Below are 25755 nucleotides of genomic sequence, written 5' to 3' on the forward strand. Positions count from 1 at the left end.
GCCCTAATGAGATAGGCTCTAAGAGATTACTTACGCCGCCAGGTGGTGCCCTGCGGGCCATCTTCCAGCACGATGCCCATCTCGTTGAGACGGTCACGTGCGGCATCCGCCGCCGCCCAGTCTTTCGCTTTACGCGCATCCAGGCGCTGCTGGATAAGCGATTCGATTTCCGCCACTTCTCCGTCGTCCACCTGCGCACCGCTTTGCAGGAAGGCATCAGGCTCCTGCTCCAGCAGGCCCAGCACCGAGGCGAGCTTACGCATATGCGCTGCCATGGCGTTGGCTGCGGCGGCATCTTCGCTCTTCAGACGGTTTACTTCACGCGCCATATCGAACAGTGCAGAGTAGGCTTCCGGGGTGTTGAAATCGTCGTCCATCGCTTCGATAAAGCGCGCTTCGAACGCCTCACCACCGGCAGGCTGCGCAGTTTTGTCAGTTCCGCGTAGCGCGGTGTACAGGCGCTCCAGCGCAGAACGCGCCTGCTTTAAGTTCTCTTCGCTATAGTTCAGCTGGCTGCGATAGTGGCCGGACATCAGGAAGTAGCGAATGGTTTCCGCATCGTAGTATTTCAGCACGTCGCGCACGGTGAAGAAGTTGCCCAGCGATTTTGACATCTTCTCGCGGTCAACCATCACCATCCCGGAGTGCATCCAGTAATTGACGTACTCGCCATCGTGGGCACAGGTGGACTGGGCGATTTCGTTTTCATGGTGCGGGAACATCAGATCCGAACCGCCGCCGTGAATATCAAAATGGTTGCCTAGCTGCTTGCAGTTCATCGCTGAACACTCGATGTGCCAGCCCGGACGGCCCGCGCCCCACGGCGACGGCCAGCTCGGCTCGCCCTCTTTCGACATCTTCCACAGCACGAAATCCATCGGATTATGCTTGACGTCAACCACATCAACGCGCGCGCCAGCCTGTAGCTGGTCGAGGTCCTGGCGCGACAGCTGACCGTAGTTCGGATCGGTCGGGACGTCGAACATCACGTCGCCGTTGTCGGCGACATACGCATGGCCTTTGGCGATCAGTTGCTCGGTGATCTCAATGATTTCCGGGATATGGTGCGTTGCACGCGGCTCGAGATCCGGGCGCAGAATATTCAGCGCATCGAAGTCTTTGTGCATCTCGGCAATCATGCGATCCACCAGCGCGACAAAGCTTTCACCGTTCTCATTAGCGCGCTTAATGATTTTGTCGTCGATATCGGTAATGTTGCGCACGTATTTCAGCTGATAGCCGAGAAAACGCAGATAGCGAGCAACCACGTCGAAGGAGACAAAAGTACGGCCATGGCCGATGTGACAGAGGTCGTAAACGGTAATACCACACACGTACATGCCAACTTCCCCGGCATGGATAGGTTTAAATTCTTCTTTTTGGCGCGTCAGTGTATTAAAAATTTTTAACATCGAAGATTCCGTGTAGACGTGTGTGGTTATAAGTCGCGTATTCTAACCTTAATTCAACCCCGAAGCAGCACACATTGCAAGGTGATCCAACCCCGCGGTTATGCTATAACAGCCCCCTATATCTCGCCCGACTCCGGGTGCAGGCACCACAATCATCGGAACAGGATGCACAAATGGTAACTTTCCACACCAATCATGGCGATATCGTAATCAAAACATTTGACGACAAAGCGCCGGAAACAGTTAAAAACTTCCTGGACTACTGTCGTGAAGGTTTCTACGACAACACCATTTTCCACCGTGTTATCAACGGCTTTATGATTCAGGGCGGCGGTTTTGAGCCGGGCATGAATCAGAAAACCACCAAATCCCCGATTCAGAACGAAGCGAACAACGGTCTGAAAAACACCCGCGGTACCCTGGCGATGGCCCGTACTCAGGCGCCTCACTCCGCTACCGCACAGTTCTTTATCAACGTCGCCGATAACGACTTCCTGAACTTCTCCGGCGAAAGCCTGCAGGGTTGGGGCTACTGCGTATTCGCAGAAGTCGTTGAAGGTCTGGACGTGGTCGACAAAATCAAATCGGTCTCCACTGGCCGCAGCGGCATGCACCAGGATGTGCCGAAAGAAGATGTTGTGATCAAAAGCGTCACCGTTAGCGAGTAATTCGTGGCGACACTTTTTATTGCGGATTTGCATCTGCAAACGGAAGAACCGGCGATTACCGCCGGTTTTCTGCGCTTTTTACAGGGGGAAGCCCGCAAGGCGGACGCCCTGTATATTCTCGGCGATCTGTTTGAAGCCTGGATTGGCGATGACGATCCCAACCCGCTGCATCAGCAAATCTCCTCTGCAATCAAAGCATTAGTCGACTCCGGCGTCCCCTGCTATTTCATCCACGGCAACCGCGATTTTCTCGTCGGCCAGCGTTTTGTCCGCGAAAGCGCCATGACCCTGCTGCCGGAAGAGAAGGTTCTCAACCTCTACGGGCGCAACGTGCTGATTATGCACGGCGATACCCTTTGCACCGACGACGCGGGCTATCTGGCGTTTCGCGCGAAAGTCCACAATCCCTGGATCCAGCGCCTGTTTCTGGCCTTACCGCTGTTTATCCGCCGCCGTATTGCCGCTAAAATGCGCGCCGACAGCAAAGCCGCCAACAGCAGCAAGTCGATGGAAATCATGGACGTGAACCCGCAAGCGGTGGTTGATGCAATGGAGAAACATCAGGTTCAGTGGTTGATTCACGGGCATACGCACCGTCCCGCCGTCCATCAGTTAGACGCCAACGGCAAAGCCGCTTATCGCGTGGTTCTTGGCGCGTGGCATAGCGAAGGTTCAATGGTCAAAGTAACGCCAGAAGACGTTGAGCTGATTCATTTCCCCTTCTAACCCCTGCAAGCACTATTCCGAAAAACACTCTCCAGGCAACAGAATTGCTGTATTAACATTTAACCGCCAGGTTAATTTTCAGCCAAACCACTTTCAAGGAATGAAAATGCAAAAATGGAGTCAGCCCCTGATTTGGGGAATGATCATCGCGATCCTCAATCCGTTAGGGGTGAGTTATATCGCCTTAATCGGCGTCGCTATCGGCAACACGCTGACGTTTGTCTGGTGTGCGATGCTGGCGTGGGCCATCTATTTCTATGCCATTTATTTGCTCTGTACCCGGCCCCATGATGACCGTTTCGTGCAGATATACATGCTGATTATGAGTATTATTATGCTGCCCTGGGGGCTGGTGCTGATTTTTACCTTTTTCGCCAGCGCGACCAAAGCTTATAACCAGCGGGTTTCATCAGATACCGATGAGACAAAAGACGGCTAACCACGCGCACGCAACCGTTTTCCTTACCGGGAGTTCATGCTATTCTCTGTGGCCTCTAAAGCAGTGTGAAACACACCCACAGGAGTTTTAAGACGCATGTCTTCCCGCAATAATTCGGCGCGTATCGCCATCGTGATGGGGTCCAAAAGCGACTGGGCTACCATGCAATTTACCGCAGAAATCCTTGATGCCCTGAACGTTCCGTACCATGTCGACGTGGTCTCCGCACATCGCACTCCCGATAAACTGTTTAGCTTCGCCGAAAGCGCAGAAGAGAACGGTTTTCAGGTGATTATTGCCGGTGCGGGCGGCGCGGCGCATTTGCCGGGCATGATTGCGGCGAAAACCCTGGTGCCGGTTTTAGGCGTGCCGGTTCAGAGCGCGGCATTAAGCGGCGTTGACAGCCTCTACTCCATTGTTCAGATGCCACGCGGCATTCCGGTTGGCACGCTGGCGATAGGTAAAGCCGGAGCCGCCAACGCTGCCCTGCTGGCCGCACAGATCCTCGCCCAGCATGATGCAGAACTGCACCAGCGCCTCAGCGCCTGGCGCCAGGCGCAGACCGATGAAGTGCTGGAGAATCCGGACCCGCGGGGTGCGGCATGAAGCAGGTTTGCGTTCTCGGTAACGGTCAACTAGGCCGAATGCTGCGTCAGGCCGGTGAGCCGCTGGGTATCGCGGTCTGGCCGGTCGGTCTTGATGCCGACCCGGAAGCGGTGCCGTTTCAGCAAAGCGTGATTACCGCTGAAATCGAACGCTGGCCGGAAACCGCCCTGACCCGCGAACTGGCGCGTCATTCCGCCTTCGTCAACCGAGACGTCTTCCCGATTATCGCCGATCGTCTGACGCAAAAGCAGCTGTTCGATAAGCTGGGGCTCGCCACCGCGCCGTGGCAGCTTCTGGCGGATAAAAGCGAGTGGCCAGCGGTATTTGCCCGCCTTGGCGAGCTGGCTATCGTTAAGCGCCGCGTCGGTGGCTACGATGGTCGCGGCCAGTGGCGCCTGCGGGAGAACGAAACTGCTCAGTTGCCGGATGATAACTACGGCGAGTGTATCGTCGAGCAGGGGATTAACTTCTCCGGCGAAGTGTCGCTGGTTGGCGCTCGCGCCCACGACGGCAGCACGGTCTTCTATCCGCTGACCCGCAACCTGCATCAGGACGGCATTTTGCGCACCAGCGTCGCCTTCCCGCAGGCGAACGCGAAGCAGCAGGAGCAGGCCGAATCGATGCTGTCGGCGGTTATGCATGAGCTAAGCTATGTCGGCGTGATGGCGATGGAGTGCTTTATCACTCCGGAAGGGTTGCTGATTAACGAGCTGGCGCCGCGCGTGCATAACAGCGGCCACTGGACGCAGAACGGAGCGTCGATTAGTCAGTTCGAACTGCATTTGCGGGCGATTACCGACTTGCCGCTACCGCCGCCGGTGGTGAATAGCCCGTCGGTGATGATCAACCTGATCGGTACCGATCTGAATTATGCCTGGCTGAAGCTGCCGCTGGTGCATCTGCACTGGTACGACAAAGAGGTGCGTCCGGGCCGTAAGGTCGGGCACCTGAACCTGACCGACAGCGATACCGACCGCCTGAGCGCGACGCTGGAAGCGTTAAAGCCGTTGCTGCCGCCGGAGTATATCAGCGGTATCGTTTGGGCACAGGCGCAGCTCGCATAATCCAGCCCGTCATCCCGGCTTGCGGCGCGCTGCGCCTTAGCCGGGCTACAAAACCCTCTATGCGCACGGATTCTTCGGGTATTTCCCCGGAGGCGATGCTACGCATCTGTCCGGGCTACCACCCTGCAGACAACTATGAACCCGTAGCCCGGGCAAGGCGCGTCTGGCGCCGCCCCGGGGAAAGCGCGCACGATAGCCACGCATCAGGGCTTGATGCAGGTTCCCGCCAGCCCGGCCAGGGTGTCATCGATGCGCGACAGCGCGCCAATCCACGCTCGCTTGCCCCGACGGCGCACGTAGCCGCTTACCGCCGCGATTTTGGGCCCCATCGCGCCATCGTCGCGGGCAAACGGGGCCAGCTCTTCCGGCGTTGCTTCACGGATCGGTCGCTGCATCGGCGTGCCCCAGTACTCATACACCGCGTCGGCGTCGGTGAGGATCACCAGGCCATCAGCATTAATCTGCTCTGCCAGCAGCGCGGCGGCGAGGTCTTTATCAATCACCGCCTCCGCGCCCTGCCCGCTCTCCAGCACCGGAATTCCGCCACCGCCGCAGCATATCACCGCGTGACCTTCGCCCAGCAGGCGCTCAATCGATTCGCTCTCCTCAATCCTCACCGGCGTCGGCGAAGGAACCACCCGACGCAGATACTTGCCATCGCGCTTCATCGTCCAGCCGTACTCGGCTTCAAGCTGTTTCTGCAACTCCGGGTCATAAACCGGGCCAATAAATTTTTCCGGGGACGAAAAAGCCGGATCGTTCGAGGCTACCGCAATGCGCGTCATCACCGTCGACACCGGCGGCATCAGTGATTCCTGCGCCAGACGCTGCGCCAGCATATAGCCAATCATCCCCTGGCTCTCCGCCACCAGCACATCCAGCGGATAAGGCTCAACATCGCCATAGGCCAGGTTTTGCAGCGACAGCAGGCCCACCTGCGGCCCGTTGCCGTGGACAATCGCCAGCCGGTACTTCTGCGCCAAACGCGCCAAGGCCGGAACCGCACTATCAATATTGCGATACTGATTTTCCACCGTCAGCGCTTCCCCGCGCTGCAATAAAGCGTTGCCGCCGAGGGCAACCACCAGCGTTTTCATGATTTTTCCTTAGATAATGTGTTGCGCCAACCAGAATCCCAGCAGGGTATCCGCGCCGGAGGTGTGGCCCATCGCCAGCAGAGCCTCGACGGCGGGTTCAATGCGGCGTCGGCGTTGAAGAGCATGCGCGAAATGCATCAGCGGCGAGGCAAAAAGCCCCTCGCTGGCGTAGCGTAAATAGTTGACGCTCACCTGGGTCGTCGTCGCATGCAGATCGCCGGAAGCACGAAAGAACGTGCGTCCGCCATGGCGCGACATCTGCCCCGCGCACCACGACGCCAGCATCATGCCAATCAGCATGTCGTCCAGGCTCGGCGTCAGGCCCGGCCCTTTGCCCAGCCATAATCGCCAGTCGACGGCGCTCCCGGTCAGGGCGGAGGCAAAACAGTGGCGCAGTTGACGCAGCTCAGGGTGCTGCGGCAGACGGGTCGCCTGCGACAGCGGCCCGAACAGCCCGGTTTCTTCCGGGCGATTCACCAGCGCTTTCGGCAAGTGAGCGCCATCGGGCTGAGAGCGAGGCCGCAGGGTGCAGCGCCGGCGCGGCGGCGACAACAAAAGGCTATCGACCTGAATGCCGTTATCCCGCGCGAGCGGCAGCGCCCCCGCCCGCAGAGCCGCGTGTAAGCGGATAAAATCGCGATGGCGTAATACCCATCCGCCAGGGCTCACCCCCTGCCCCTGATGATGAAGCGTCAGCAGCGCGCCGCCTTCAACATAGAGATTGATAGTGCGTTGCCAGAGGCCGCCGGTTCGCCAGGGCTGGCGATGGTCCGGCGCATCAACGCTGCCTATCAGCGGACGAATAGTCTCCATCGCGCCTCCTCAGCTCACGCCCAGTTCGTCTGCGAGCGCTTCCAGCGCCAGTTCGAAACAGGCCAACGGCGCTCTGACGGTCCCGGCGCCAATCTGGCCGATCCCCGCCTCTTTATGAGCAATACCGGTGTTGATAAGCGGAGTGATGCCGGTCTCGACCACCCGACGAATATCCAGCCCCAGGCAAGCGCCCTGGAAATCCCAGCCCGGAATTTGCAGCTGCATATTGCGATCCAGGAAGATTTCCGCCATCTCCTCGGAAACGGATTTTGCCGCCTCCATGCCGCCCGCACCAACGAAGCGGGTCACGCCCGGCGCCGCGATCATTGCCGCGCCACCGATACCGAAGGTTTCGGTAATCGCGCTATCGCCCATATCCGGGTTGGCCTGCTCCTGAGAAAAACCGGTGAAAAATAGCCCCTGTGGCGTATTAACCGGCGCGGTAAACCAGCGGTCACCCAGCCCGCTGACGCGGATACCGAACATGTCGCCATTGCGGGTCATTGCGGTGACGATACTGTCCGCACGAATTTGCGCCCCGCTATCCATCGCCGCTTTGCAGTAGGCCATCGCCAGGTTAAGGAAGAACTGATCGGTAATGGCGAGGAAGTCCATCACTTCAGCAATCTGCTGTTTATCGTGGTTGAGGCGCGCCAGATGCGGCGCCAGCGTGCGCATTAGCAGCGCGGAGGTGGCGATATTACGCTGGTGGAACTCATCCCCCATGGTGATGCCCTGCGCCATCATCGCGGTCAGGTCGATACCGCGATCCATCTGTTTCAGCGCCGCGCTCAGAACCGGCATCAGCACATCGCGCATCCAGCGCAGGCGCTGCTGAACGTCTTCGCCGTAAGCGCCGAAACGCATCACCTTGCCAATCCCTTCATTCAGATTGCAATACGCGCGGTTGCCTTCGGCGATGTTCTCCACCACCAGCATCGGCATATTTGGCGAAGTAATGCCGCCCATCGGCCCCACGGCGTTAACGTGGTGGCAGGAAATAAAGGTAATCTCGCCGCTTTCCAGCATCGCATGGGCCGTTTTTTCATCCTGCGCCCAACCTTCGAATAAGCACGCGCCAATGCACGCGCCTTTCATCGGGCCGGTCATCTCCTGCCAGCGCATCGGCGGCCCGGCGTGGAGCAACGTTTTGTTCTGATTCAACGCCCCGATTAAAGAACCCGCTGGCTTCACATCCAGCCAGTGCGGACGTGCATTACGAATTCGTTCTATTACTGCGTCATTGGCCTGCGCCACTGATGTAAACATAGAGACCTCTTATTGCAAACGTTCTAATAAACGAGCCAGTTTCTTATTCCCCCCGGCGATCGGTGCCCACTGATAGTGGACAACCGGCGTTCCGGCGGACTGTAAATCGAGCGCGAAGCTGCGCAGGCCAGCGTTGATCACCGCCACGCCGTCCAGCAGGCTGGCGCGCGGGGCCAGTTCGGCCATCCGTTGCGGGCTAATCAGCGCGCTGGCGAGCAGCGTGGCTTCGGGAAGGCTATCGACCACCACAATTCCCGCATCTTCGAGGGACGCAATCTGCCGGGAGCGGCACTGCGGGTCGGTTTCGGTGCCGGTCACCGTGGCGATGATATGCAGCGGATGGCGCTCGTCTCTGACGGCCCACGCCCGCAGGCAGGCTGCCACCAGCGATTCGGCAGGATCGGCGGTCGCGCCGTAGCCAATCACCACGTCCAGCAGCAGCACGCCGACCTGATTTTCCTCGCCCAGTTCGGCAATCAGTTGATTACGCAGGGAGGGGTCGATCATTGGGTGTGGGCGACCAACGGTGTAAAAATCATCGCCGAGGTCGATAACCTGATGGCCCTGCGCATTGAGCATCATGCCCTGCGGATGATGTTCGTCTGGGGTGATATTCAGCCGTTCAGCGAGCAGTCCGGCGGATTCAGCGGCCAGCGTGCCACCGGTGTACAAACCGCGAATCTGTTTTCCCGCGACCGCGGTCAGGGTTTCCTGATGACGTACCACCCGCGCCAGCAGGCAGGCCAGGCGTCCGGCCTCATCCAGCGTGCGGGCAAACCAGACGTTCTCATCGCGGGTAGCTTTCGGCGCATAGCCGAGAAACAGCGCCACCACCGGCTTGGCGCTGCGCTTCATGGCGCTAATTACCTTCAGGCGCACCGCCTCGGCGGGCGGTTTCGAGACAAAGGCCAGCACCTGGCTTTGCCCGTCCTGGGTCAGCATTTCCAGCGCCGTCTGCGCGCTGATGCCGCCCACCTCGGCGCTCAGATCTCGTCCGCCGAGACCAATCGCATGGCTTATCCCTTCTCCACCAAGGACAATTTGCGAGACCAGTTCCTGAATGCCGGTACCGGACGCGCCAATCACGCCGATATTGCCGTCCGGCGTGACGTTGGCGAAAGCCAGCGGGGTTCCGGCGATCATAGCGGTGCCGCAGTCCGGCCCCATCACCAGCAGCCCTTTATCGCGAGCACGTTTTTTGAGGGCGATTTCGTCCTCCAGCGTGACGTTGTCGGAGAAAATCATCACGTTTTTCTCACTGCTGAGCGCCTGGTGGGCTAACTCCGCAGCATACTCTCCGGCGACGGAAATCAAGGTCATATTGGCCTGTGGCAGCTTTTGCGTGGCGCTTTGCCAGCGACGAACCACGCTGAGGCTTTGGCTTTGCCCACTCCCCTGCGCCAGCGCGGTTAACGCTTCATCCAGACGGGCGACAATCATTTCCGTTACCGCCGTATCGGCGCAATCGGTGCGGATCGCCACGCAAATATCGTTCGGCGTCGCCGTGGCAAAATCGTCGTGCCAGAAACCGGTGGTTTCCAGCAGCGATTTATTGGCCGGTGTTCCCATCATGACCGAAACATCGTCGACATTTTCTGACTCACTCAGTTTTCTTGAAATAATCATTAAACTGACTGAATCCTGAAAACAGCCCTTTTTAATAAAGGCATGGATCATAATAACTCCCCAATAATTGCACCCATTGCAATTGAATGAGCATGGTTAATCTGCAATCAGGCTAGCGATATAAAATTATTGGTGGCGTGACCAATATCACATGGAAATTATTACACGACGCTTTCAAACAAACCCCAGGACATTAGCGCGTAATTTTCAATGAATAGATTAATCGGGTCCCTTCTGATAAACCCACGGTGATTATCAAATAAAATCTAACTAACTATTTTTACCAGTACAGATCACAATTTAAGTTTATTTTCCCCGTATTTTAGTCGTCAGTCAGGCTCTACACCGTCGTTAAAAGGAAGACAGATGAAAGTCAGTCGGGAAACACTTCATCAGCTTATTGCCAATAAGCTGAACACAGCAGGGCTTACTCATCATCACGCGGATATTATTGCCGACGTGCTGGTTTATGCCGATGCCAGGGGAATTCATTCGCACGGCGCGGTTCGCGTTGAATATTATGCGGAGCGTATTTCAAAAGGTGGAACCAATCGTAACCCCACCTTCACCTTTGAAAAAAGCGGCCCCTGCAGCGGGATTTTGCATGCCGATAACGCCGCCGGTCAGGTTGCCGCCAAAATGGGCATGGAGCACGCGATAGACATCGCCCGGGAAAACGGCGTGGCCGTGGTCGGCATTCGGCGCATGGGGCACAGCGGCGCGATCTCTTACTTCGCGCAGCAGGCAGCCCGCGCCGGGTTTATCGGGCTTTCGCTGTGTCAGTCAGACCCGATGGTGGTCCCTTTTGGCGGCGCGGAAATCTATTACGGCACCAATCCGCTGGCCTTTGCCGCACCCGGTGAGGGCGACGATATCATCACCTTCGATATGGCGACCACCGTGCAGGCCTGGGGGAAAATTCTCGACGCCCGCTCGCGTCATGAAACCATCCCCGATAGCTGGGCGGTGGATAAAAACGGCGCGCCGACCAGCGACCCGTTTGCCGTTCACGCCCTGCTGCCGGCTGCGGGTCCAAAAGGCTACGGCCTGATGATGATGATCGACGTGCTCTCCGGCATTTTGCTCAACCTTCCCTTTGGCCGTCAGGTCAGCTCAATGTACGACAACCTGAGCCAGGGACGCGAACTCGGCCAGCTGCATATCGTTATCAACCCGGAATTTTTCTCCTCCAGCGCGTTATTCCGCCAGCATATCAGCGACACCATGCGCGAATTAAACGCCATTACGCCAGCCCCCGGATTTAACCAGGTTTATTACCCGGGGCAGAACCTGGATATCAACGAGAAAAACAGCGCCGTCGACGGTATCGAGATCGTTGATGAGATTTATGACTATCTGGTTTCTGACGCTTTATATAACCGCTCTTATGAAACCAATTCCCCTTTTGCTCAATAAATTAAGATACAGGAGTTGCGTATGGCTAATTATTTTCGACAGGCAATTGAAGAGACGTTGCCGTGGCTTTCCTCTTTCGGCGCTGACCCAACCGGGGGCATAACCCGCCTGCTCTACTCGCCGGAATGGCTACAGGCACAACAGGCGTTCAAGCAAAAGATGAGCGAAAGCGGGCTGGAGACGCGCTTTGATGAGGTCGGCAACTTGTATGGCCGCCTGCCCGGTACGCGCTTTCCCGACGAAGTTATCCTTAGCGGCTCGCATATTGATAGCGTGGTCAACGGCGGTAATCTTGACGGCCAGTTCGGCGCGCTGGCTGCATGGCTGGCGGTTCGCTGGCTGAAAGAGACCTACGGCGAGCCGCTGCGTACCGTCGAAGTGCTGGCGTTAGCGGAAGAAGAAGGCAGCCGCTTCCCTTATGTGTTCTGGGGCAGCAAAAATATCGTCGGCATCGCCAACCCGGCGGACGTTCGCGATATCAAAGACACCAAAGGCGTGGCTTTTGTTGATGCCATGAAGCAGTGCGGCTTCACGCTGCCCGCAGCACCGCTGGCTCCGCGCCGCGATATTAAAGCCTTCGTTGAGCTGCATATCGAACAGGGCCGCGTACTGGAGACCAACAAGCAGTCCATCGGCGTGGTCAACGCCATCGTCGGACAGCGCCGTTACACCATCACCCTCAACGGCGAATCCAACCATGCGGGCACCACCCCAATGGGCTACCGCCGCGATACCGTCCACGCCTTCAGCCGCATCTGCTGTGAATCTATCGCCAAGGCGAAAGCCCACGGCGACCCGCTGGTGCTGACCTTCGGTAAGGTCGACCCGCAGCCGAACACCGTCAACGTAGTGCCGGGTAAAACGGTCTTCACCATGGACTGCCGCCATACCGATGCGTTTGAATTAACGGCATTTACTGAAGTGATCGAAGCCGATATGCGACGAATCTGTCAGGAAATGGAGATCGGCATCGAGATCGATCTGTGGATGGATGAAGCCCCGGTACCGATGGACAAAGCGCTGGTCACTCAGCTCACTGCGCTTTGCGAAAAAGAGAAAGTTAACTTCCGCGTGATGCACAGCGGCGCGGGACACGACGCGCAAATTTTCGCCCCCTGCTTCCCGACCTGCATGATCTTTATGCCGAGCATAAAGGGTATTAGCCATAACCCGGCGGAAAGCACGCATATCGACGATCTGGCGGAAGGCGTGAAAACCCTCGCATTAATGTTGCATCAACTGGCCTGGACTGAATAAGGAAAAAATAATGGGATATTTAAATAATGTAGTGGGTTATCGCGACGATTTACTGGCCAGCCGTTCCATCGTGCGCCACGGTAATTATGCGCTGCTAACGCCGGATGGCCTGGTCAAAAATATTATTCCGGGATTTGATAATTGCGATGTGACGATTCTGTCGACGCCAAAATTAGGCGCGACCTTTGTTGATTATCTGGTGACGCTGCATGACAACGGCGGTAATAAAAGTGGCTTTGGCGGCGAAGGAATTGAAACCTTCCTGTATGTGATTCAAGGTGAAATCACCGCCCAGGCGCAAGGCAAAACCCTCCCGCTGACCGAGGGCGGCTATTTGTATTGCCCACCAGGCGAGAAAGTGACGTTCGTTAATAACTATGCAGGCGACAGCCAGCTATTCCTTTACAAGCGCCGCTATATTCCGGTTGAAAATCATGCGCCTTATCTGGTCACTGGTAACGTCAGCCAGCTTGAGCGGATTCATTATGAAGGGATGGAAGACGTTATTCTGATCGATTTCCTGCCGAAAGAGCTGGGCTTCGATATGAATATGCACATTCTCTCTTTCGAACCGGGTGCCAGCCACGGTTATATCGAAACCCACGTGCAGGAGCACGGCGCTTATATTCTTTCCGGCCAGGGCGTTTATAACCTCGACAACAACTGGGTACCGGTGAAAAAAGGCGATTATATCTTTATGGGCGCTTATTCACTGCAGGCGGGATATGGCGTCGGGCGCGAGGCGTTTAGCTATATCTACTCGAAAGATTGCCATCGCGACGTTGAGATCTGATAGTCGCTAAAATGTCCGATCGTTGAATTTGTTTTTGTTTAGCTATGTTGGATTTTGCCACGGTGAGAACCGTGGCATTTTTTATACCCTAAATAATTCGAGTTGCATGACAAAGCACTTGTGCTTTGAACAGCGCTTGCGCTGGCCCCGTAGGGGCGAGGCCGTAGGCCGAGTAACGCGGCAAGAGAGCGAATCCCCAGGAGCTTACTAAAGTAAGTGACTGGGGTGAGTGAACGCAGCCAACGCACATGCAACTTGAAGTATGACGGGTATATCAGACTGGAATGTTCTGGCCGAGTTTGATTACGCTGGCAATATTGCGTGCGCTGGCGTAAAGGTTCTGCTCTCCGCGATCCAATACTTCGGACAGCGGCGCGAGTGCGGGGAGAATGCTAAATACCGCATCAATACCGTGCTGATGAACCGCTTCGACGCCATCGCCCAATACGCCCGCAATGCCGATAACCGGGATACCGTGCTTTTTAGCAATCCGCGCCACGCCGATGGGCGCTTTACCGCCAACGGTCTGCGAATCAATCCGCCCCTCACCGGTAATCACCAGATCCGCATCGCGCAGCGCCTCCTCCAGATGAACGGCTTCAATAACGATATCGATGCCCGGCTTCAGCGCCGCGTTGAGGAACACGCAGGCCGCCACGCCCATCCCCCCAGCCGCGCCGCCGCCGACAATCGTCGTCACATCCTGACCGGTTGCCGCCAGCAGCACCTGAGCATAGTTTTCTAATCCGCGTTCAAGGGCTTCGACCATCCGTGCGCAGGCTCCTTTCTGCGGCCCAAACACCGCCGCCGCGCCGCGTGCGCCAAGCAGCGGGTTATCGACATCGCAAGCGACGTCGATCCGGCATTCGCTAAGGCGCGGGTCAAGATCGCGCAAATCTATCTGCACCAGCCGCTCTAATGCCCCGCCGCCGAGTCCGACGCTCTCGCCGATGTTATCGAGAAAGCGCGCGCCCAGCGCCTGGGCCATACCCATTCCGCCGTCAACCGTGGCGCTGCCGCCAATACCGAGGATAATATGGCGAACCCCAGCGTCGAGCGCATGGCGAATCAACTCCCCGGTGCCGTAACTGGTGGCCCGCATAGGGTTACGCTCCCCAACCGGGACCAGCATCAGTCCGCTGGCTGCCGCCATTTCAATAAATGCGGTTTGACCGTCACCGCTCAGGCCATAGAAGGCTCCAACAAAATCCCCCATCGGCCCCATCACCGGCAGCATTACCATTTTGCCCTCGGTGGCCTCAACCATCGCCTCAACCGTTCCCTCGCCGCCGTCGGCAATCGGCAGGCAGACGTACTCCGCCTGCGGAAAAATAGAGACAAAACCCGCTTTAATCGCCTGGGCGCAGCGGCTGGCGCTGACGCTTTCTTTGAAAGAGTCCGGTGCAATAATAATTTTCATGGTTCATCCTTTATTGATGTCATCATTTAATACGATCCCAGGGAATGAGATTTTCCATAACCACCGCCAGCAGCACGCCAATTAATAAGCCGTTACCCAATAGAGGGCGGATAGTCAGAGGCAGCGTCTGGAGATAGACCGGCGGAAGACCCATTAAAAAAATGCCGACAAATAGCGGCAGAGCCAGCCGGTAGATATTTCGTGCAGTGAAGGTAATTTGCTTGCTGAAAGATAAACTGGAATATAACAACGGCAGATAAGAGACCAGCATCACCGCGCTGCTAATTGGCAGCGGCAGGGTGGTAAAAAAATGGGTCAGCGGCGTAAATAACCCAACCAGCAGACAGCACAAGCAGCCGATAATAAACGGCTGGCGCGAGGTTTCTCCGGTTTGGGTTAATAAACCAATTGATGAGACAAACGGCGAAAACGGCACAACGCTAAGCGGCACCGTAATGAGCGTCATCAATCCGGAAATAATAAAGCTACGTCGATAACGGGTATTACTGGCTCCCTGTTCAGGGTAAAAAACGTCGGTGCCACGAATGGCCCCGTAGGTGTTGGTGATATTCACCAGCCCCGCCAACAATGCCGTCAGGATAATACCGGGACGTAATTCGCCGCCGTAGCCCAGCGGGAACCATTGCCAGTGAATCGGCCCGGATGCCGTTGTGGCAGGAGCCGTGCGGAACAGCAGATACCAGCTTGCCCATCCCACCAGGGTGCCCATCAGCAGGGCATAACGGGCAATGCCGTCCGGGAGGAAAATAATCATCCCCAGCACCAGAATCATCACCGCCAGCGCGAGGCCGAATGGTGCCAGCTGAATCGCCACGTTGGCCTGCGTCGAGCTAAAAGGCAGTCCGAGCATGCCTTTGAAAAAGATAGTCGTGAGCTGTGCGCCGAGCAGCAGCATAAAAAAGACCATTACCGTCGGGCTGAAGAGTTTAGCCAGGCGATGGCCGATGCCGCTGACGCCAATGATGATAGTTAACACAGCTGAAAGAAATATGCCGACCGCGAGGCTGGTCGCAATGCTGTCGAACGCGGTGCCGCGCGCGGCTTCGCCGACGGTAACGGTGAGGATCGTGCTCCACCAGAGTCCCGTCGGGCCCTCCATAATGGCACGCCGGTGACCTGATATCGCCTGCGCCAGGCAGGCCAGCCCGGTGGTGATAAAACCATATTGGGTGAGAGTAATCAGCGCGCTGGCCGGAAGCTGAAAAGCGGATTGTAATGTCGGCGGTACCACAACGGTGTTGCAGAAGATAAAGAAGAACCATTGAAATCCCGCCAGGGTGTTTCGTTTATTTAGCGGAAATACCACCATGATGAAATCCTGAAAAAGCGCCTGCCGTTAAACAGGCGCTAAATATGGAATGGGGCGAGGAACGGTCCCCTCTCCCCTTTTAGGGAGAGGGTTAGGGTGAGGGGAAATATGCCCACAAATGCCCTCACCCCGGCCCTCTCCCAAAGGGAGAGGGAGAAAACCATCCCCAACTTTTTATTCGCCCATTACTGCTGATGCTTAAGGATAAATTTTCCTTTTGGCGCGTGCGGGAAGCCCTGTTCGATGTCATAAATCACATCGCCGCGCAGGATGGTTTTGGTGATACGCGCGCCAATCTTACGGCCCACGTACGGGCTGACTTTATGGCGATACTCAAGGTCTTCCGCCTGCAGGACGTAGCTGCTGTTCGGCTGGATAAATACCAGGTCGGCATCTTTGCCCGGAGCAATACGACCTTTATGCTTAAGACCGAAAATATCAGCAGCGTTAGTCGCCATCAGGCGAGCAAACTGTGACAGAGGCATGCCGCGCTTCTGCACAGCTTCGTCGAACATCACGTCCATGCAGCTTTGCAGACCGGCAATCCCGCCCCAGGCCTGCATAATGTTGCCAGCCTTCATTTCCGGCGGGCACGGAGAGTGGTCGGACACCAGGCAGTCGATTTCGCCGTTGAACAGCTTCTCCCACAGGCCTTTCTGGTTTTCCGCATCGCGGATCGGCGGAGAGCACTTCGCCAGGGTGCCAATCTCTTCGAACTGATCGGTATCCAGCACAAAGTAGTGCGGGCAGGATTCGCAGGTGACGTCCTGGCCTTCCTGACGAGCGCGAGTCACTTCAGCCACGCCTTCCGGACTGCTGACGTGGCACACGTGCAGGCGGCAACCGGCGACTTTCGCCAGATACAGAATGCGGCGGATGGCTTCAACTTCGGTAAACACCGGGCGCGACGCGACGTAATCATGGGCGGTCACGCGGCCTTCCCTTTTCGCCTCTTCGCCCAGCTCATCGCAAATCAGCGCGTTTTCGCAGTGCACCAGCACGGTTTGCTTCATCTCGGCCAGCTTTTGCACGCCTTTGAAGAACTGCCAGTCGTTAACATCGCGGAAGTCATTGTCGATTCCACGGTCGCCGCAGGTAGCAACGAAACATTTAAAGCCGACCACGCCCACTTCATCCAGCTCGTGCAGGCGATCCAGATTGTAGGAAACCAGGCCGCCAAGCTGCGCGGCATCAATGGTCAGCTTGCCCTTCGCGGCATCGAATTTCAGTTCGATGGTTTCGCGGTCGGTGGTCGCCGGCAACTGGTTCAACGGCATTTCAATCATCGTGGTGATGCCGCCTTTTGCCGCCGCGCGGGTGCCGGTCTCATAACCTTCCCAATGGGTACGGCCCGGTTCAGAAATATGCGTATGCGCATCGACCATCCCCGGCGAAACGATCAGGCCCGAAGCATCCATCACCTGCTTCGCCTCGCCGAGGTTTTCACCGATAGCAGCGATTTTGCCGTCGGTAACCGCGATATCCACCACCCGAGATTCGTTTTCCAGAATAACGGTGCCGTTTTTAATGATTAAATCAAAAGACATATAAAACTCCTTGTATGTGTACAGATAAGTAACCCGCCATACTTCTGCTTGTGGCTTTGGGTATTGATTCTTCATCCCTGAAATAAACTTTCCTGGTAATAATAAATTCAGCTAACAGCATTCGGACGCGGTAAATTATTCGGCAGCGCCCGTTTTTTCAGTAAAGAGTACGCAACGAAAGCGACAATAACGCCAACAAACCATGACACCCGTGAGAATGGCTCCAGCAGCGGGATAAACTTCCCACCCAGCGATAAAATAACCGCCACAATCGTGACAATGAATGCAGTAACGTTAAAGCCATTATCAAAATATTTATAATCACCGGCAGCGGTATACAGCTCATCAAGATTAATTTGCCCGCGCATTACAACAAAATAGTGTGCCATCATCACCCCAATAACCGGGCCAAGCATGCCACCGATAATATCGAGGAAGAGATAAATACTGTCCTGATTCTCCATTAATTTCCACGGACAAATCAGCAGGCTAATAATACTGGCGATCAGCACACCGTTTTTGTACGTCAGTTTGCTCGGGGCAATCGCCGCGATTTGATAACCCGCCGGAATAATATTACCGGTAGCGTTGGTGGAAATCGTGGTCATCAATATCACCAGTACCGCAAAGAATGAGGCAAACAGGCTGTCCCATTTCTGCACAATATCCAGCACGTTCCAGGTATCCATGCCGTAATGGATACTGGCCCCGGCGATAATGCATACCCCGGCCACCGCGAACAGTATATACGCCACCACTAAGCCAAGGGTTTGCCCGAGGGCCTGATCGCGAAACGAGCGCGCGTTCTGGGTAAAGTCCGAGGCGCTCACCGCTGGTGCCGCCCATACGGCGACGACCGCATTAATCACCACCAGGAACAGGAAACCGCTGTTTTCCGCTTTTGCCACCCCGGTCGGTAAATAATCCAGGATCGGTCCAATCCCCACCAGCGAAATAGCCCAGATAGCCATGCCGCCGAACACAATATAGATACAGGGGTTCAGTATCGCGGTGAATTTATTGAGGACTTTCCCGCCGCCAAACCCAATCCCAACGTTTATCAACCAGAACACCAGAAAGGCGATCAGTCCGGGTAGCGACAGTCCCAGCAGCTTAAAATCACCGCCGAGCGTCAGAAACGACGGCCACAGTTTTCCTAACAAAATCAAGAACGCCAGCGATCCGGCATAGCATTGCAAACCAAACCACATAATCGCCGCAATGCCGCCTCTGAGCAGCCCAGGCAGTAATGCCCCGCGTACGCCATAAGAGGCTCTTAATATCATGGCAAACGGCACGCCATATTTACTTCCGGCGGCACCATTAAACACCATCACCAGCGCAATAATAAATGCACTTAATATTATTGCCATCATAATACTAAACGTCGACAGGCCAAGAATAAAGAACCCGCCAACCATCACATAATTAGGTACGTTATGTACCGAACCCATCCATAAGGTAAAATAGTTAAATGTCTTCCAGTTACGCTGTGATTCTACTTTGGGTAATAGATCGTCGCTGTAACCTCTGGCTTTATATAGATCTTGAGTTTGTTCCATAATTCCCTCTTAATACGCATCGGATTACGTTTGTAAATAGGTTTAGCTATGTGGAACAAAAAATTATTATACTTATTTATACCCTAAATAATTCGAGTTGCAGGAAGGCGGCGACGCAGGGAGTCCCCAGGAGCTTACTCCAGTAAGTGACTGGGGTGAGCGAGGAAAGCCAACGCACATGCAACTTGAAGTATGACGGGTATATATTTATTATACTGGGATTGTCTTAGGCCGTATTTTGTTCTTACGCAAAGTAATCAGCGCAAACACTAATGTTCCGGTGATAACTAACCCGGCAGACATCACAAAACTAATTTCTTTTGATCCGGTCAGGTCGGAAATAAAACCGGTGAGCGTCGGTGCAACCACTGCTGAGCTCATACCAAAGAAATTAAATAAGCTGAAGGCGCGACCTAATGTTTTCGCTGACGCCTGTTCGGAGACAAACGAGATAAGAATCGGGTCGACGGCCATTTTGCCCAGCAGGCCGTAGAGCACCAGGCTAATCATCAGCATGGTGGTATTCGGCGACAGAACGGTAAACATCAGCATTGCTGCAGCGACGATCTCCAGCCCGAGGATCACTTTGACTTTACTGTCACGGAATTTATCCGAGAGATGACTAAAGAACAGCGCGCCCGGAACCCCGACCACCGCCACCAGCGCTGAAGCAAGACCAATGGCGCCACCGTCAAACCCGCGTTCGGTTTGCAGATAAGAAGGCAGCCAGGTGACGATCAGATAGTAGCCGTAGCAGGTGCAAAAATAGAGAAAGTAGACGCTACATAGCAGCGGGGAAAACAGCGGTGCTGATTTATCCTCAACGGGTGCTGACGCCACGGCGCTATTTTTATTGACCTCTGCGGCTGGCTCTTTCAACTTACGACGAATCACCAGGGTAAAGACGCACAGCATCACCACCAGAATCGCGGCGACGATAAACAACACGTTTTGCCATGCCATATGCATACTTTTGACCAGGATGCTCGAGCCAATCAGGCCAATCCCCATCCCAATGGCGGAGCCGCTGTTGATGATGGCGTTAGCCAGCGCCCGGCGCTCCTGCGGTACGTTAGCTGACGACAGCGAATAGGCGGAGCTAAAGAAGGAAGCGCAGCCCGCACCGGCCAGTAACGAACCGATATAAATCAGCGTCAGATTCCCCGCATTAGCGATACTCAGCGTGCCGATAATAAACAGCGAGAAACCACACATCAGCATAATTTTCTGGCCCAGCTTATCGACCAGAATCCCGCAGGGAATTTGCATTCCGCAGTAGGCGAGAAAATAGAAGCTGGCAATCGCGCCAATTTCAGCATTGCTGACGTTGCCTAACGAGGCCTGAATTTCAGGATAAATAGGCGTTAATACGGTTCGGTAAATCCATATCGCCACCCAGCCCAGACTCATCACTACGACTATTTTCTTCCAATAGTCGATACCCGTTTTATTGATAGTATCCATAAACTCACCACAGAGGTTTAGAAATGCTGCCTGAACCGGCAGCATTTTCTCATTAAGATATTTTATGATTCGCCATTAATTCCAGTGCCTGAACCAAAGACGAGTGATCTAATTCACTGCCACCATTGGCGGCACAGGTATTAAATAGCTCCTGACAGGTTGCGGTATTCGGTAAATTAATCGCCAGCGCTTTCGCACTTTGCAGCGCAAGATTAAGGTCCTTCTGGTGCAGCGAAATTTTAAAGCCCGGATTAAATGTCCGATTCAACATTCTTTCGCCATGCACTTCCAGAATACGCGACGAAGCGAAACCGCCCATCAGCGCCTGACGCACACGAGCAGGATCGGCACCGGCTTTCGAAGCAAAAACCAGCGCTTCAGAGACCGCTTCAATATTCAGCGCGACGATAATCTGATTGGCGACTTTACAGGTTTGCCCGTCGCCATTACCGCCGACGAGGGTGATATTTTTCCCCAAAATATCGAACAGCGGCTTCACGCGATTAAACACGCTTTCTTCACCGCCAACCATAATCGAGAGCGTGCCTTCGCGCGCGCCGATTTCGCCGCCGGAAACCGGCGCATCCAGATAATCCGCGCCTAAATCCCGAATCTGCTGCGCAAAGCGTTTGGTTTCAATCGGCGAGATAGAGCTCATATCAACAAGCGTTTTTCCCTTCAGCGCCGCTTTGGCGCAGCCGTGTTCGCCAAACAGCACTTCGGCAACCTGCGGGGTATCCGGGACCATAATAAAAATAATCTCAGATTGCTCCGCGACCTGCTCTGCGGTGGCCAGATGCTGTGCGCCCTGCAAAAGCAGCTCGTCGGCAACCGGGCCAATGGTGGTGACATGCAGAGCGTGGCCTGCTTTAGCGAGGCGAATCGCCATCGGGGTGCCCATAATACCCAGACCAATAAATCCCAGTTTCATAAGTGTCCTCTTAGAATTTCTGTTTCGATTTATTTGGGCAATAGTTATCCCTTCCATTTTTTGGAATAATAAATACTGCCCAACGATATATACCCTAAATAATTCGAGTTGCATGAAGGCGGCAAGAGAGCGAATCCCCTGGAGCTTACAGAAGTAAGTGACTGGGGTGAGTGAATGCAGCCAACGCACAAGCAACTTGAAGTATGACGGGTAAATTAAGAATTAACGGTAGTGATTAAACCATGTCAGTCCCGCTTCAGTGGTGGTCAACGGTTTATATTCACAGCCAACCCAGCCGTCATAACTTGATTTATCGATAAATTTAAAAAGATAATCATAATTAATTTCACCGGTACCCGGCTCGCCGCGATGTGGGTTATCGGCAATCTGTAAATGGCCAATACGATTGGCATAAGTTTGCATAGTATGGGTTAATTCCCCTTCCATGCGCTGCATATGGTAAATATCGTACTGGATTTTCAGATTATCGCTGCCCACTTCATCAATCAGCGCCAGCGCCTGATGAGTGGTATTCAAATAAAAGCCCGGCATATCGAAGTAATTAATCGGCTCAATCAGCAGAAGGATGCCTTCCTGGGCCAGCGCAGCGGCGGCAAAGCGTAAATTCGCCACCAGCGTCGCGCGAATATGCTCTTCGCGATAGCCCATCGGCGTTTTACCGACCAGACAGTTTATTTTGCGATTGCCCAGCGCTTTGGCATAGCGGATAGCGGCATCAACGCCTTCGCGGAATTCCGCTTCGCGACCGGGAATACAGGCAATGCCGCGCTCCCCTGCCGCCCAATCGCCAGCGGGTAGGTTATGTAAGGTATGCTCAAGCTGGTTGTCGCTCAGCTTTTGCTTTAATACCTCGGGCGCATAGTCATACGGGAACATAAATTCAACGGCGCGAAAACCGCAGGCTGCCGCTTTCTCAAAGCGATCCAAAAAATCATATTCCAGAAATAACATTGATAGGTTGGCAGAAAAGCGCAACATAGGTTCACCTCATTTATTCATATTTCATAAAGCAGGTTTCGGTCGGCGCATCAATGGCGCTGTCGGCAACGTCTTCGAATTCCATGACGTTATCCAGCTCGCTGCCCATCGAGATATTGGTGACGCGCTCAAGGATCACTTCCACAACTACCGGGACGCGATACTCTTTCATCCACGCTTTCGCCAGTTCAAACGCGGGCGCGATGTCTTCAGGTTTGATGACGCGGATCGCTTTACAACCAAGGCCTTCAGCGACCTTCACGTGGTCAACGCCATAACCGTTGACTTCGCTGGAGTTAATATTTTCAAACGCCAGCTGGACGCAGTAATCCATGTCAAACGCGCGCTGCGACTGACGAATTAAGCCCAGGTAGGCGTTGTTCACCAGCACGTGAACGTAAGGGATATTGAACTGCGCACCTACCGCAAGCTCTTCAATCATGAACTGGAAGTCGAAGTCGCCGGAGATCGCCACTACGTTGCGTTCAGGATCGGCGGCACACACGCCCAATGCGGCAGGAAGCGTCCAGCCCAGCGGCCCCGCCTGACCACAGTTGATCCAGTGGCGGTCTTTAAATACGTGCAGCATCTGCGCAGCAGCGATTTGCGACAAACCAATGGTGGTGACGTAACACACGTCGCGGCCAAAGGATTTGTTCATCTCTTCGTAGACGCGCTGCGGTTTAACCGGCACGTTATCGAAGTGCGTTTTACGCAGCAGCGTGCGTTTGCGTTGCTGGCACTCATCTACCCAGCTCTCACGGCGCGGCAGGCGGCCCTCTTTTTGCATCTGCTGCGCGATTTCCACCAGTTGGGTTAACGCGGCTTTCGCATCGGAGACAATGCCTAAATCCGGACACAGTACGCGACCAATCTGCGTGGGTTCGATATCAATGTGGATGATTTTGCGCCCTGCAGTGTACTTCTCTACCGAACCGGTATGGCGGTTAGCAAAGCGGTTGCCGATACCAAACACCAGGTCGGAGGCCAGCAACGTGGCGTTACCGTAGCGATGCGCGGTCTGTAAACCAACCATTCCCGCCATCAGCTCGTGGTCGTCCGGGATACAGCCCCAGCCCATCAGCGTCGGGATCACCGGCACATGGGTTATTTCCGCAAATTGCTGCAACAGCGCTGCGGCGTCGGCATTAATCACCCCGCCACCGGCGACAATCACCGGGCGCTCCGCCATCAGTAACATCGCCAGCGCACGTTCAATTTGTGGACGCGTGGCAACAGGTTTATAAGCCGGGAGCGGCGAATACAGCTCAGGATCGAACTCGATTTCCGCCACCTGGACATCATAAGGCAGGTCGATCAGCACCGGACCCGGTCTGCCGGAACGCATCAGGTGGAAAGCCTGCTGCAGCACGCCCGGCACCAGCGCCGCTTCACGCACGGTCACCGCCATCTTGGTGACCGGCTTGGCGATAGACTCAATATCCACCGCCTGGAAATCCTCTTTATGCAGACGAGCGCGCGGTGCCTGACCGGTAATGCACAGAATGGGAATGGAATCGGCGGAGGCAGAGTAAAGAGCGGTAATCATATCCGTACCCGCCGGGCCGGATGTTCCCAGGCATACGCCGATGTTACCGGCAGTGGCGCGCGTATAGCCTTCCGCCATATGCGACGCACCCTCTACGTGGCGAGCCAGGATATGACGAATACCGCCGTGCTTGCGCATCGCTGAGTAGAAAGGGTTAATGGCCGCGCCAGGCACGCCAAATGCAGTATTAACCCCTTCTTTTTCAAGTATATACATTGCCGCGTCGACGGCTCTCATTGTTGCCATTTTCACTACCTCACTATGTTGGAAAAATTTTCCAAATTTGAATACAGCCAAAAAAGTCCCGCTCCTGCGAGCGGGTCGAATCTGCTATCAATCCGCCTGAGTTTTAAGGCCCAACGCCGTACTGATATTCCTTGCGGTCTCCCTCACCAGCTCTCCCTGGCTGACAAAGCGGTCCGCAGTGAGTCTGGAAGCGGGCCCGGAAATCGAAATGGCCGCCACTACGCTCCCCACATCATCGTAAACCGCTGAAGCAATACAGTTTAATCCCGTCACGTGCTCCTCCTGGTCGATGCAGTAGCCGCTGACTTTTGCCTCATCCAGATTGCGCTGTAGCGCGGGTAAATCGACAATGGTCGTCGGCGTAAATTGCTGCAACCCGGTCTTCACGATGACATCTATCAGCTCTTCTGCTGACAGCGGATACAGCAGCGCTTTCCCCGCCCCCGACGCGTGCAGCGGCAATCGGCTTCCCAGCGGGGCACACATTCGCACCATCGATTTGCACTCCTGCTGACCAATCAACACCGCTTCGTTACCGTTGCGAATAGCCACGTTGACCGTCTCGCCCGACATCAGCATCAATCGGCGCATAAACGGCCCGCCTACTGATAAAACATCCCGGTTGTGGATATACGCCGAGCCGATGTTAAATGCGCCAAGACCGATGTGCCACCAGCCTAACTGACTGTCCTGATACACAAAATCTGCGCCTTCCAGCACCTTCAGCAGGCGAAAGGTGGTCGATAACGGTAAGTCCAGATTCAGGGAAATATCGCTAACCGACGAGCTGCCGCCGCTCTTTTCAAGGTATTGCAGTATCGCGATCCCTCTCTCCAGCGCCTGTGCGCCTTTTTGCGCGGTCGGCTCCTGCTGGCCCGGCCTTCCGCGCCTTCTAACTTCTGTCATACCTCGATTATCTCCGGCTCAAAACCTGAGCATAAATAGTGTGTAAGCGCCCACATGTTATGCAAGATAATCGGCAGCGTCACGTGCAACCTCACGCAAAGCTCAACTCCACGGTCGGGATCTCCACGACATCGCAGTTATCTTTTCCGCCACGATCGACGGTTAAAAAATCGGTTTCGGTTTGCCAGGCAAACAGTGGGTGATGCCAGACATTGCGGTGATAATTGACGCCCTGACAGCCGTTAGAGATAAAGGCCCGCAGGGTGTTCATATCCGGCTCATCGCCCCCCGCCGCGACCACCACGACAAAGGCTTCGCCATTCATCGGCACAAACGCCTGGGTGCCTAACGGATGGCGTTCCAGCTCGGTCACCACAATCGGTAGCACCGCTGGCTGGGCGCGATTAATGCTGATCAGCGTCCGATCCTGCTGGAGCGTCTCGACCTTCGCCAGATCGTGAAAGCGCTGCACTTTGCCATCATTAATATGGAAAAAATCTTGTCCTTGCGTTTCGATAACATCTCCATAGAGGCGGAATGCTTCACGCGTCAGCGGCAATACTTCAAGCTTCATTGCATTTTCCTTAGTCATTAAAAACTGTTCTACCTTCTTAC

General features: G+C 55.2%; 23 protein-coding genes. 8 read left to right on the forward strand and 15 right to left on the reverse strand.

What is annotated here, in order from left to right; all coding sequences use genetic code 11:
- Positions 1-26: 26 nt before the first annotated feature.
- Entirely contained in the window at positions 27-1412 is a 1386-nt protein-coding gene (cysS, locus tag HV213_RS21560; protein WP_181483229.1) for a cysteine--tRNA ligase, read from the reverse strand.
- 173 nt (positions 1413-1585) lie between these two features.
- Between cysS and ppiB the strand changes: the two genes are divergently transcribed.
- The 5 genes from ppiB (at position 1586) to purK (ending at position 4915) form a co-directional block, all read left to right on the forward strand.
- Positions 1586-2080: a peptidylprolyl isomerase B gene (gene ppiB, locus HV213_RS21565; protein WP_110273134.1), complete on the forward strand. Its 495-nt coding sequence runs from the start codon at positions 1586-1588 to the stop codon at positions 2078-2080.
- Between the two features lie 3 nt (positions 2081-2083).
- Positions 2084-2806 (forward strand): UDP-2,3-diacylglucosamine diphosphatase, encoded by a 723-nt coding sequence (lpxH, locus tag HV213_RS21570; protein ID WP_181483230.1) that lies wholly within the window; start codon positions 2084-2086, stop codon positions 2804-2806.
- A 100-nt stretch (positions 2807-2906) separates the two neighbouring features.
- Entirely contained in the window at positions 2907-3245 is a 339-nt protein-coding gene (locus HV213_RS21575) for a hypothetical protein (protein WP_181483231.1), read from the forward strand.
- A gap of 96 nt (positions 3246-3341) precedes the next feature.
- Positions 3342-3851 carry a 5-(carboxyamino)imidazole ribonucleotide mutase gene (gene purE / locus HV213_RS21580; protein ID WP_181483232.1) on the forward strand — a complete coding sequence of 170 codons (510 nt, stop codon included), beginning with the start codon at positions 3342-3344 and terminating at the stop codon, positions 3849-3851.
- On the forward strand, positions 3848-4915 hold the full coding sequence (gene purK / locus HV213_RS21585) for a 5-(carboxyamino)imidazole ribonucleotide synthase (protein ID WP_181483233.1): 1068 nt from the start codon (positions 3848-3850) through the stop codon (positions 4913-4915). The genes purE and purK overlap by 4 nt, the downstream gene beginning before the upstream one ends.
- 203 nt (positions 4916-5118) lie before the next feature.
- On the opposite strand, the gene HV213_RS21590 is transcribed toward purK, so the two are convergent.
- From HV213_RS21590 to HV213_RS21605, 4 genes are read right to left on the reverse strand one after another with little or no spacing between them, the layout of a single operon-like run.
- Positions 5119-6012 (reverse strand): carbamate kinase, encoded by an 894-nt coding sequence (locus tag HV213_RS21590; RefSeq protein WP_181483234.1) that lies wholly within the window; start codon positions 6010-6012, stop codon positions 5119-5121.
- A gap of 9 nt (positions 6013-6021) precedes the next feature.
- Entirely contained in the window at positions 6022-6825 is an 804-nt protein-coding gene (locus HV213_RS21595; RefSeq protein ID WP_181483235.1) for an oxamate carbamoyltransferase subunit AllH family protein, read from the reverse strand.
- A 9-nt stretch (positions 6826-6834) separates the two neighbouring features.
- Positions 6835-8094, reverse strand: a complete 1260-nt coding sequence (locus tag HV213_RS21600) for a YlbE family protein (RefSeq protein ID WP_181483236.1) — start codon at positions 8092-8094, stop codon at positions 6835-6837.
- Positions 8095-8103: 9 nt separating this feature from the next.
- Positions 8104-9771, reverse strand: a complete 1668-nt coding sequence (locus HV213_RS21605) for an acyl-CoA synthetase FdrA (RefSeq protein WP_181483237.1) — start codon at positions 9769-9771, stop codon at positions 8104-8106.
- A 315-nt stretch (positions 9772-10086) separates the two neighbouring features.
- On the opposite strand from HV213_RS21605, the gene allD reads away from it, so the two are divergent.
- The 3 genes from allD to allE are packed head-to-tail and all read left to right on the forward strand — an operon-like array spanning position 10087 to position 13186.
- Positions 10087-11136, forward strand: coding sequence for an ureidoglycolate dehydrogenase (gene allD / locus HV213_RS21610; protein WP_181483238.1), 1050 nt, complete (start codon positions 10087-10089; stop codon positions 11134-11136).
- Positions 11137-11157: 21 nt separating this feature from the next.
- The gene (gene allC, locus HV213_RS21615; protein WP_181483239.1) at positions 11158-12393 is read left to right on the forward strand and encodes an allantoate deiminase; all 1236 of its coding nucleotides are present in this window, start codon (positions 11158-11160) and stop codon (positions 12391-12393) included.
- Between the two features lie 10 nt (positions 12394-12403).
- Complete coding sequence (gene allE / locus HV213_RS21620; protein ID WP_181483240.1) at positions 12404-13186, forward strand: (S)-ureidoglycine aminohydrolase; 783 nt, start codon at positions 12404-12406, stop codon at positions 13184-13186.
- 274 nt (positions 13187-13460) lie between these two features.
- Here the strand turns inward: allE and glxK are convergent, their stop codons facing one another.
- The 10 genes from glxK to allA form a co-directional block, all read right to left on the reverse strand.
- Complete coding sequence (gene glxK, locus HV213_RS21625; RefSeq protein WP_181483241.1) at positions 13461-14606, reverse strand: glycerate 3-kinase; 1146 nt, start codon at positions 14604-14606, stop codon at positions 13461-13463.
- Between the two features lie 22 nt (positions 14607-14628).
- The gene (locus HV213_RS21630) at positions 14629-15936 is read right to left on the reverse strand and encodes a uracil/xanthine transporter (protein WP_181483242.1); all 1308 of its coding nucleotides are present in this window, start codon (positions 15934-15936) and stop codon (positions 14629-14631) included.
- 185 nt (positions 15937-16121) lie between these two features.
- A complete protein-coding gene (gene allB, locus HV213_RS21635) occupies positions 16122-17483 on the reverse strand; it encodes an allantoinase AllB (protein ID WP_181483243.1) in 1362 nt (453 codons plus the stop codon).
- A 107-nt stretch (positions 17484-17590) separates the two neighbouring features.
- Positions 17591-19045: an allantoin transporter gene (locus HV213_RS21640; protein ID WP_181483244.1), complete on the reverse strand. Its 1455-nt coding sequence runs from the start codon at positions 19043-19045 to the stop codon at positions 17591-17593.
- A gap of 210 nt (positions 19046-19255) precedes the next feature.
- On the reverse strand, positions 19256-20509 hold the full coding sequence (locus HV213_RS21645; protein WP_181483245.1) for an MFS transporter: 1254 nt from the start codon (positions 20507-20509) through the stop codon (positions 19256-19258).
- 52 nt (positions 20510-20561) lie between these two features.
- Positions 20562-21440 (reverse strand): 2-hydroxy-3-oxopropionate reductase, encoded by an 879-nt coding sequence (gene glxR, locus HV213_RS21650; protein ID WP_181483246.1) that lies wholly within the window; start codon positions 21438-21440, stop codon positions 20562-20564.
- A 222-nt stretch (positions 21441-21662) separates the two neighbouring features.
- Positions 21663-22439 carry a hydroxypyruvate isomerase gene (hyi, locus tag HV213_RS21655; RefSeq protein ID WP_181483247.1) on the reverse strand — a complete coding sequence of 259 codons (777 nt, stop codon included), beginning with the start codon at positions 22437-22439 and terminating at the stop codon, positions 21663-21665.
- Positions 22440-22452: 13 nt separating this feature from the next.
- Positions 22453-24234, reverse strand: coding sequence for a glyoxylate carboligase (gene gcl / locus HV213_RS21660; RefSeq protein WP_181483248.1), 1782 nt, complete (start codon positions 24232-24234; stop codon positions 22453-22455).
- 87 nt (positions 24235-24321) lie between these two features.
- Positions 24322-25140 (reverse strand): HTH-type transcriptional repressor AllR, encoded by an 819-nt coding sequence (allR, locus tag HV213_RS21665; protein ID WP_181483249.1) that lies wholly within the window; start codon positions 25138-25140, stop codon positions 24322-24324.
- Positions 25141-25231: 91 nt separating this feature from the next.
- Positions 25232-25714: an ureidoglycolate lyase gene (gene allA, locus HV213_RS21670; RefSeq protein ID WP_181483250.1), complete on the reverse strand. Its 483-nt coding sequence runs from the start codon at positions 25712-25714 to the stop codon at positions 25232-25234.
- Positions 25715-25755 lie beyond the last annotated feature (41 nt).

Source organism: Klebsiella sp. RHBSTW-00484 (assembly GCF_013705725.1).
GTDB lineage: Bacteria > Pseudomonadota > Gammaproteobacteria > Enterobacterales > Enterobacteriaceae > Klebsiella.